Annotated in this window: 6 protein-coding genes and 6 pseudogenes; 5 read left to right on the top strand and 7 right to left on the bottom strand. The window is 60.0% G+C overall.

Going from position 1 to position 8,958, the window contains the following annotated elements; all coding sequences use genetic code 11:
- Positions 1-496 (top strand): efflux RND transporter permease subunit (locus IVA87_RS32060; protein ID WP_247336978.1); only part of this gene is annotated, 496 nt, incomplete at its 5' end.
- Between the two features lie 483 nt (positions 497-979).
- Positions 980-1,057: pseudogene (locus IVA87_RS35450) on the top strand (hypothetical protein); the annotation flags it as partial.
- 95 nt (positions 1,058-1,152) lie between these two features.
- Here IVA87_RS35450 and IVA87_RS32055 read toward each other — a convergent pair.
- Positions 1,153-1,580 (bottom strand): annotated as a pseudogene (locus tag IVA87_RS32055) (ABC transporter permease); the annotation flags it as partial.
- A gap of 103 nt (positions 1,581-1,683) precedes the next feature.
- Positions 1,684-2,784: pseudogene (locus IVA87_RS32050) on the bottom strand (ABC transporter substrate-binding protein); the annotation flags it as partial.
- A 26-nt stretch (positions 2,785-2,810) separates the two neighbouring features.
- On the opposite strand from IVA87_RS32050, the pseudogene istB reads away from it, so the two are divergent.
- Positions 2,811-3,442: pseudogene (istB, locus tag IVA87_RS32045) on the top strand (IS21-like element helper ATPase IstB); the annotation flags it as partial.
- A 99-nt stretch (positions 3,443-3,541) separates the two neighbouring features.
- Here istB and IVA87_RS32040 read toward each other — a convergent pair.
- Positions 3,542-3,796 (bottom strand): annotated as a pseudogene (locus tag IVA87_RS32040) (6-carboxytetrahydropterin synthase).
- A gap of 860 nt (positions 3,797-4,656) precedes the next feature.
- Here IVA87_RS32040 and IVA87_RS32035 point away from each other — a divergent pair.
- Together IVA87_RS32035 and IVA87_RS32030 are read left to right on the top strand one after the other, a co-directional pair.
- Positions 4,657-6,090 carry an MATE family efflux transporter gene (locus tag IVA87_RS32035; RefSeq protein WP_247336984.1) on the top strand — a complete coding sequence of 478 codons (1,434 nt, stop codon included), beginning with the start codon at positions 4,657-4,659 and terminating at the stop codon, positions 6,088-6,090.
- Positions 6,091-6,702: 612 nt separating this feature from the next.
- Positions 6,703-7,116: pseudogene (locus IVA87_RS32030) on the top strand (Glu/Leu/Phe/Val dehydrogenase dimerization domain-containing protein); the annotation flags it as partial.
- A gap of 209 nt (positions 7,117-7,325) precedes the next feature.
- Here the strand turns inward: IVA87_RS32030 and IVA87_RS32025 are convergent.
- The 4 genes from IVA87_RS32025 to IVA87_RS32010 form a co-directional block, all read right to left on the bottom strand.
- Entirely contained in the window at positions 7,326-7,589 is a 264-nt protein-coding gene (locus tag IVA87_RS32025) for a hypothetical protein (protein WP_247297403.1), read from the bottom strand.
- Complete coding sequence (locus tag IVA87_RS32020) at positions 7,586-7,750, bottom strand: hypothetical protein (protein WP_247297405.1); 165 nt, start codon at positions 7,748-7,750, stop codon at positions 7,586-7,588. The genes IVA87_RS32025 and IVA87_RS32020 overlap by 4 nt, the downstream gene beginning before the upstream one ends.
- A gap of 111 nt (positions 7,751-7,861) precedes the next feature.
- Entirely contained in the window at positions 7,862-8,035 is a 174-nt protein-coding gene (locus IVA87_RS32015; RefSeq protein WP_247297407.1) for a recombinase family protein, read from the bottom strand.
- Positions 8,036-8,177: 142 nt separating this feature from the next.
- The gene (locus IVA87_RS32010; RefSeq protein WP_247297409.1) at positions 8,178-8,867 is read right to left on the bottom strand and encodes an IclR family transcriptional regulator; all 690 of its coding nucleotides are present in this window, start codon (positions 8,865-8,867) and stop codon (positions 8,178-8,180) included.
- Positions 8,868-8,958 lie beyond the last annotated feature (91 nt).

Below are 8,958 nucleotides of genomic sequence, written 5' to 3'. Positions count from 1 at the left end.
CTTGCGCGACCCGCTGGTGATCATGATCTCGGTGCCGATGGCGATTGTCGGCGCGCTGATCCCGCTGTTCTTCGGCGTGGCGACGATGAACATCTACACGCAGGTCGGCCTGCTCACCCTGGTCGGCCTGATCACCAAGCACGGCATCCTGATGGTGGAGTTCGCCAATGAGCTCCAGGTCAGCGAGCGGCTCGACCGCCGCTCGGCCATCGAGATGTCGGCGCGCATTCGCCTGCGCCCGATCCTGATGACCACGGCCGCGATGGTGACGGGTCTGATCCCGCTCCTGACCGCGACCGGCGCGGGCGCGGCCAGCCGCTTCTCGATCGGCCTCGTGGTCGTCGCGGGCATGTCGATCGGCACGCTGTTCACGCTGTTCGTGCTGCCGGCGGTCTATGTGGTGCTGGCGACCGACCATCGCGCGGCGGCCGATTCAGAGCGGAACAAGCAGGTCAACGAGCTCGATCTTGGCTCCAAGGCCTTGCGGCCGACCTGAGGCGGGTTCAATCGAAGCCGAAAAGCGGCAATGGCAATCGCTGTTGCCGCTTTTTTGTTATGCCGTGCTAGTCTCCCGCCGGGTGTCGTTGTGCCCCGGCACGGACATCATGATGAGGCGCCGCGAATTCCTGGGCGGGCTCGGTTCTGTCACGCTGCGGCGGCCGTTTGCGGCAGCAGCGCAGGCGGGCAAGGTCTATCGGCTCGCGACAGTGACGCTGAACGCCCCGGCCACCGAAACCAGCCCGGCGGGCCAAATCCTGATCAAGGTGTTGGGCCAGCGCGGTTTCGTCCTCGGTCAAAACCTGACCTTCGAGCCGCGCGGGGCGATGAGCGATGTCGCAAAGCTTCCCGGGCTGGTTGCCGAACTGAAGACGCACCACGCTGATGCCATCGATCGGCTAGCTGACCGCAATGGCTGCCAAAGCGGCGGGCATTCCCACCGTGACGGCCAGCGGTCGCTTCCGTCCTTGAACGGGGAAGCGTGGTTGGGCGTACATTGCTCGATGGCAAGACGGTCCACGTCCCGGATGTGCAGGCCGACCCCGAATTTGCGCCCTCGTCCGCGCGAAGGCGTTCTAACCCACGTACGATGCTTGGGGTGCCTCTGCTCCGAGAGGGGCTTACCGATTGGGGTGTTCGTCCTGCCGATCAGGAAGTCGGCAGTGAGATACCGATAGCGAAACCGCCTGGAATAATTTGGCCAGCACGGTGCCGCGCTTGAGCGCCGAATAGACGCCCATCAGGATGCCGAAAACCATTGCAAATACGGTCGCCCAGATCGCAAGTTCCAGTGTTGCAGGCATACGCTCCATAAATAGCGTCGAGACCGGCTGGCGGAACTGATAGGAGACGCCGAACTTGAACTGCGCGGCATTGCCGAAATAGCGCATGGACTGCACTGGAACGGGGTCATCGAGACCGAGCGATTTGCGCACGGCTTCGCGTTCGGCCGCCGACGTATCGATCGAGACGATCTGGTTGACGGGGTCGCCGGCGAAGCGGAACGTCGAGAACGCGATGATGCCGACGGCGAACATGACGCCGATGGCCTGAACGGCGCGGCGAAGAGTGAAAGCGAGCATTCCTTCCACCTTCCTGGGTGTGTGTCTGGCTGACGTCTTTGTCAGCCGGAAAAGGAAAGGTCCCGGAAGCCTGACGCTGCCGGGACCCTGGGTTCAACTGGCGCTATTCCTGCTTGGTCGCCCAGTGGAACATGACGAGGTTGTCCGCGTGCTGCGGCAGGTTGACCTTTTTCGATACGCCCCAGGCCAGCGCCTGCTGGTGCAGGGGGATGTAGGCTCAGTCCTTGATGCTGATCTCATACGCCTGCTTGATCAGTTGATTGCGTTTGGCGGTGTCGGTTTCGACCAGCACCTTGTGATGGCGTCGAACTCCTTGCAATGCACCAAGATTGGCCTCGCCACGCGAGGATTTCGCATCGTCACGGCACCCCATGTGTCATTCAGCACATTGTGGGAATCCATCGTGCTCGGCGTCCAGCCCAGCATGAAGAACGAGGTCTGGTAGCCACCTTGCTTCAGCACCTTGGCGAAGTACTGCGCCTTGGGCTGTGCCAGCAGATTGATTTTGACGCCGATGCGGGCAAGCATGCCGACCACGGCCTGGCAGATCGCGGCATCGTTGACATAGCGATCGTTCGGACAATCCATGGTGACCTCGAAGCCGTCGGGGTAGCCGGCCTCGGTCAGGAGCTTCTTGGCGCCGTCCAGATCGAATTTCGGCGGCGTAAAATCCTTGGACCGTGCGAACAGCTCCGGCGCGATCATCAACGCGGACGGCGTCGAAGGGATTCCTGCCCTTGATGTTGGAGTAGAGCAGCTCGTCGCGGGTCTGATCGAAGCCGATGAAGATGGTGCGCAGCTCCGGGGCCTTCAGCACCTGGGCATTTGGGCTGGAATCGACGCGGGAGATGTCCTGGATCGGCACCGGGTCGATGGCGTCGACCTCGCCCGAGAGCAACGCGGCGACACGGGTCGCGTCGGAGGCCATCGGGGTGAAGATGATCTCCTTCAGGTTACCTTCCATCTTGCCCCAGTAATTGGGGTTGGCCTTGAACACCTTCTTCACGCCGGGCTGATGTTCGATGATGAACGGACCGGTACCATTCTCGTGTAGCGAGGCGTAGCTCGGCGAGGTCGCGGACACCGGCGTCGGCTCGACGGCCTTGTTCTCCTCCGCCCATTATTTGTTGTCCAGAATGTACCAGACATCCCATGCCGAATTCAGGATGGGATTGGGCGAGGGTAGGATGAAATCGACAGTGTACGCCGCATCGAGGTGGCGCGGACACCGCACACTTCCCGGCCGTGAAGGAGCTTGCGAGCTTCGACTTCGAGGCGCAGCCGTCGATCGATCCAAAGCAGATCCGTGACCTGGCCGCGTCACGATAGATCACCGACGGCGAGAACGTACTGCTGCTCGGGCCGCGCGGCGTCGGTAAGACGCACCTGTCCATTGCACTCGGGCGAGAGGCAATCCTGGTCGGGTATACGGTGCAGGTCACCACGGTGACGACGCTGGTCGCTGGCCTCGCCAAGGCGCACTGCGAGCGACGCCTGGACGAGAAACTGCTCGCGTTGTCGAAGCCAAAGCTGCTGATCGTCGTCGAACTCGGTTACCTGCCGCTGGAGCCCGAGGCGGCGCATCTGTTCTTCCAGCTAGTTAGGTTAGCCGCCGCTACGAAACCGGCGCCATGCTGATCACGTCGAACCGCAGCGTTGCCGAATGGGGCACCCTGTTCGTCGATCCCGTGGTCGCCACCGCCATCCTCGACCGGCTCTTGCACCACAGCCACGTGCCGAACATCCGCGGCGACAGCTACCGGCTCCGCGCCAAGCGAAAGAGCGCCCGCTGACGGCCCTCCGGTCGGCTCCGCCTCCCTCCGCCCGTCACCGGCGGAGCCAACCTTCAATCGACATCATGAACGCGAGGGTGGGGGCAGTTCTGCATGACGCAAAGGGGGCAGTTCCGAATGGCGTTTGACAGGCGCGCCGCATCGACACAGTCCCAACGAGCGCTGAATTCACCGATCCGGCCCGTCATATTCCGCCCAACAATCGGTCGTCTCGTACACCCTCACGCTCGAGAGTTGCACAAGGCGCGGTTTCGCGTGCTGCCAGATCCAGATGGCGATATTTTCCACCGTCTGATTTTCCCAGTCCCGGGACTTCATTCAGGCAATGGTGATCGAGTCTTTAGAAAGAAGGCCGAACGCTTCTTCCATGTTGAAGAAATCCATTACGAACCCGGTGCGCGGATCGACGGGCCCGTTCAGCACGATCTCGACGCGATAGGAATGACCGTGCGTCCGATGACACGATGTGTCTGCGGGACGTTTGGAAATCGGTGCGCTGCCTCGAACTTAAATACCTGAGATATCTTCATCTGATGCCGGGACGTGGGATTGCACGCTGATTCGACATTTCCGATGAGCGAGGCATTACGCGACGGCTTGCCGCATGGGGTCGACGGCGTCAGGGCCGTCTCGTGGGCCGAAGCAGAAATCGTCCGAGCTCCCTCTCATCGAACCGCCGGCATAGCTTCCGGCTGCGGCTACACGAATTTTGAGTTCGTGTCCGCGGGTGATGGCCAGCGCGGCGCGATTTGCTGACGCAAATCCAATTACCACGCCGGCCGGGACCAGCAGCCTGCCGTGGATCGTCGCCGAACCACAACTGTGGTTCTGGGCACGTTCCTTCCGTGTGCCATGCAGACGATGGAGCGTCTACTACAAGATCCGGTAGATGCCAAAGCCAACTTGTCGCCCTAGGGTCCGGCCGCGTTCCCCGCCGATCATCATCGAGGAAAAGAAATGAACGAAACCATGAGAAGTCAACAAAGGGCAGAACGGCACACTATGACTGGCAGAACCTGGGTGGCTACCCACGAACACCTCAATCAGGATCCTCGTTGTTCTGACTCAAGAGCCGCAGAAGGCTACGATTGGCGAGAGGCATATGCCTAGGGGAAAATCGACCAACGCAAAAATCAGCTTGTGAAACGTCAAATGGATCCACGCGATCACGGCGATCGATGGGCGCAGATAAACTTATGTACCACTGTGCAAGAGCAGCTCCGGCGGGGGTTGCGCTGAGTACGCGATCAGCGAATTTGGAAAAGCTCGCGACACGTTCATCCATGAATGAGCCGGATACAGAATTCGCGCTCGAGAGCGAGCGAAATTTGATGCCACAGAAGAAACAGCACATCGATCTATCGGACCCGAATCTCTCAAGCCTTATCCTGCGGCTCGCCATTCCATCTGTTGTTGGGTTATCGATCCATGCGTTACAGCAGGTCGTCAATGCGATCTTTGTTGGCGCACTTGGCGCGCAGGCGATCGCAGCTGTGAGCATGACCTTGCCGATCATGGTCCTGCTCGCGGCAGCCGGACAGGGGATCGGTGTTGGAACGGCGTCCTTCATATCTCGTCATCTGGGCGCTCGTGAGTACCTAGAGGCGAGTCGAGGCGCAAGTACAGCTCTCGCGCTCACCGCTCCGACTGGTATCATAGTTACCGTCGCTCTGCTTCCAAGTCTGCCAGCGATATTCGCAACCTTCGGAGCGACTCCAAGCATCATGCCCGTGGCGCTCGACTACGCGGGAACGCTTTTGTTCGGGAACACCCTGATGCTTCTAAACATCGTCAGCGGATTCATTGTCAGAGCCGAAGGCGATACGCGATTCAGCATGTGGGCAATGCTTACCGGGTTTCTACTGAACGCTGTGCTTGACCCCGTCTTCATATTCTTGTTTGACCTTGGTGTGCGTGGCGCAGCCCTCGCCACGCTGGTATCGCAGATCGCTGCTATCGGACTCTATATCGCGTATTTTACGAAGCTTGGCGGGACAGTTCTCGTCAGGATATCTCATATGTCATTGCGAGCAGATCGCATCAGACAGCTCGTGTCGGTGGGCGCGCCAGCGACAATGACGAGTATCTTATCGGCACTTGCGGTTATGCTCTTGTACGGAGCTGCTGCACCGTTCGGCGATGATTCCATCGCCGCAGTTGGAATAGCTGTGCGAATCTTGATGGTCGGCGCACTGCCTATCACCGGGTTCTGCATAGGCGCTCAAGCTGTCCTGGGTTTCGCTTGGGGCGCACGCGACTATGTTCGTATTCTGAAGGCTGCGAAGTTCATGCTCTTCGTGACGGTCGCATTCTCCATCGCGTATTCTGCGGCCGTTGTGGTTTTTGCAAGGCCTTTGGTGACCCTATTTAGCGATAACGAGAATGTCGCGGAAATAGCCGTCTCGTCCTGCATCGTGTTTCATCTCTTCTTTGGACTGTTTGGGGTTCAGAGTTTCGTGACGGCAATGCTCCAGGCGTTTGGGAGAGCACGCCTCAGTGCAACTGTGGCCCTGGCGAGGCAGGGCTATCTCTTCATACCGGCCGTACTGTTATTCCCGGTGGTTGCGGGTTTCGATGGACTGTTAGCTAGTCAAGCAATCGCTGAGCTGGGCGCCGGAATGATCGCTCTGTTCGTCATGTTCCACCAGTTCGGTGAGCTCAGACGAGCGCTCCAGCACCGTGGTTCAAAAGCGATCGGGATAGCGGGTTGGCCTTAGAACGGATGTCATCGAGCCCAGAGCATTGGGCGCAAGCCTCCTGACAAGCTCGCGGCAAGATGCGCTGCCAGTGGGCACGGATTTTGCGGGCTCGCGGGCGTGCGATCGGCACGGTCCTTTCCATCGGTGCTCCTCGCACTCGCGGATCGCACCGGCTCGCCTAGCGGACGGATCGGGCAGTTCGGCGAGCGATAGCCGATGTGCTCCCGCTCGCCAGGCGGGGTGCCTTTTTGCGAGCTCGGTTGGCGGGACGGCAAGGGTTCTACGCGCGAAAGGCTCGGCTTTAGCAGAGTGGGTGGTTTCTGCGCTTATGCAGGTTTGTCTCTTAACCCGGGTCTTTGGAGCTGACTTGAATGCCGCCGCTATGGGTCGACACTTCGCAGGATGCTCTTGAATTTTCGCCTGCCACGATTCGCTGTTGGGCCGTCGTGGCCGCCTCGGTCAATCTCGCTTTCATCGCATTGGTCATATTTTTGGCGTGACCGCGAGACGCAATCTTGCTGATTGGATTAGTTGTCTCGCCCACATCTGAAACGCGCAACACGCACTAGGGAGCTCGGTGCTCTGAAGCACAAGCAGTCCGATGTTTCATATCCAGCCTCATGAGCTATCGTGACTATCTACACTGGGCCAGTGTTTGAGATGGCCGTAAGGCAATTCGAACTGATCGCGAATTATCTGGGGATACCAGACGACGTCAGACCCGCCTGCCGATGCCCGAAGCGATCTGTCACGGTGTCGTGCCCAATTCACCGTGATGACGGCACAACGGCGGTTTTTGAAGGCTCTCGGGTGCAGCACCTTACACTTGGCCCTACTAAGGGGCACCAGATTCGGGCCAACCGTCGACCTTGGCGAAGTTGCAGCGCTTGCGATCTGGATGAGCTGGAAGTGTGCCCTGGTCGGATTGCCATATGGCGGCGCCAAGGGCGGAATTAACGTCGACCCTTCTAGCTTGTCGAACCGTGAGCTTCAGACTCTGTCGCGCCGGTATGTGCGTATATGCTGGAAATGATCCCGTTTCTCGAAGACCATCGCACTGCGATTGGTAATGATGACGGGACCAACGCAAACCTCGTGCCGAAGAGAGTTCGAGGCTCTGCAGGCACTCCGTAAGGTGTGTAGCGTCAAGTTGCTGACATTTGCTCGAGACTGACAGTCTGCGCTGCTATCGTCCGACAGGACGTTGCGCTTCGAACAGTTGTCCCATCGCCCCTCAGTACGCGGAACGCGCGTTAATGTAGGGCATTCAACTCCGCATCGTTCAGCGCGGTGATCGAGGAAGCGCTGCTCGGCGTCATCTGTCCCGGGGCGATCGCCGCTACAATCGCGGCCGCCAAGATCAGGTGCGTGATGCTCTCCGCCGACGTCATCCAGCCGTGCGCCAACTGGTGCTGATCGCCAGCGACGATCTCATTGCTGGCCTCCTCAATCGCAATGGCCTCAACACCGGCAACGGCAATCGCGTACCCGCGAGCGCGCCACATCAATGCGCTCAAACAACCACATCCCGGTGTTTAAGCCCGCCGATGGCGGAGTAGTGTGGTCGCCGCCGGGCCGTGTCCCCGTTGGTCTGCTTCACCGGCAGATCGACATTGTACTCGTGGGGCCAGCAAAGCGCCTGTCGCGCGCCGCCCAGTTCCTCGACCTTGTCGAACACATCTTGATCGCTTCCTGGACACGCCGATCCGGGTCTTTCACATAGCGGTCGCCGGCCTTCATGAAGCCGACGGGCGCTGCCACAACCAACTCGCCCGCGGCGCGCCTTCTATTAGCGTGCCGAGAGCGAGGGCTGGCGCAACAGATCCGGTTCGTACTCGTTGAGGCTGCCCTTGAGCCCGAGCAGCAGGCGGTCGTTTCCATGCGTCGATGCGTAGATGGTCTCGGTATCAACCACGCGGCACATCTCGATGAGTTGCTGCCAATCCCGACTGAAGATCGTCATCGAGCGCGTGCAGGATTGCGAGCGAAGCGCGAGACCTCGAGGGCGCAAACCGCACCAACTTACCAAGGAAAACTGCGCTCAGGAGAGGCCCTTGCGGCACCCGCTGAGCTGTGCGTCATAAACGGAACGCTGCCATTGTAGCTCAGCGCTCGCTTGCAGGCAGCAGACCGATCAGCGCTTTAGCCTCGGACTTCAGAACTACAATCGCAGCCTTCCGAGCATCTGCATCAAAGCGCGTCCGAATGGCGGAGACCGAGAGGGCGCCGCGCAATTGGCCATGAACGTCGATCACAGGCACAGCTGCGGCCGCGACCTCAGGATCCCGCTCGCCGATCGAGACGTAGGAGCCACGATCTCTGACCTTCTTTCCATCGGCTGATGCAGAATCGCGGTAGGCGGTAAGAACACGGCCGGCAGCGCCGCGGTCAATCGGCAATCGCTGACCCTCTTCGAGGTGATGCCGGACCGAACGCGGAGAATTGACGCGATAAAGGCAGATGCGCTCGTCGCCGTCCGCGATGTAGAAGGATGCGGTCTCTCCGGTTGCCTCGACCAGACGATGGAGCGAGGGTCTGATCAGGTCACCGAGGTCGAGCCCGCGCTGATAGAGCGCCCCAAGGCGCCATAGCTCCGGTCCGGGTCGAAATAGCCGGTCCGTACCCCGCACCAGGAAGCCATCCGCCTCCAGAGATGCGGCAAGGCGAAGGACTGTGCTCTTGTACAGGTCAGTCGCATCCGCAATCTCCGTCAGCGTCATCGCGGCGCGCTCCGGGTCGAACGCCTTAAGGATTGCCAGTGCCCGCGCGACCGCATCAACCCCTGTTCTTACCATCGATACCTCTGGTTCTGCTGTGCAGAACCAATAGTCAGAATGACGCCAGGAGTCCACCCAGTTAGCGCGAGGGCCATTCTGCACATCAGAA

The sequence above is a fragment of the Bradyrhizobium sp. 147 genome (genome assembly GCF_023073935.1).
GTDB lineage: Bacteria > Pseudomonadota > Alphaproteobacteria > Rhizobiales > Xanthobacteraceae > Bradyrhizobium.
This window is presented reverse-complemented; position numbering and strand designations above follow the sequence as displayed.

What these genes read in the sequence shown, in the direction of transcription:
- IVA87_RS32010 (WP_247297409.1), bottom strand. Translation starts at nt 8,867, where the DNA reads ATGGTAAGAACAGGGGTTGATGCGGTCGCGCGGGCACTGGCAATCCTT.
- IVA87_RS32015 (WP_247297407.1), bottom strand. Translation starts at nt 8,035, where the DNA reads ATGACGATCTTCAGTCGGGATTGGCAGCAACTCATCGAGATGTGCCGC.
- IVA87_RS32035 (WP_247336984.1), top strand. Translation starts at nt 4,657, where the DNA reads ATGAATGAGCCGGATACAGAATTCGCGCTCGAGAGCGAGCGAAATTTG.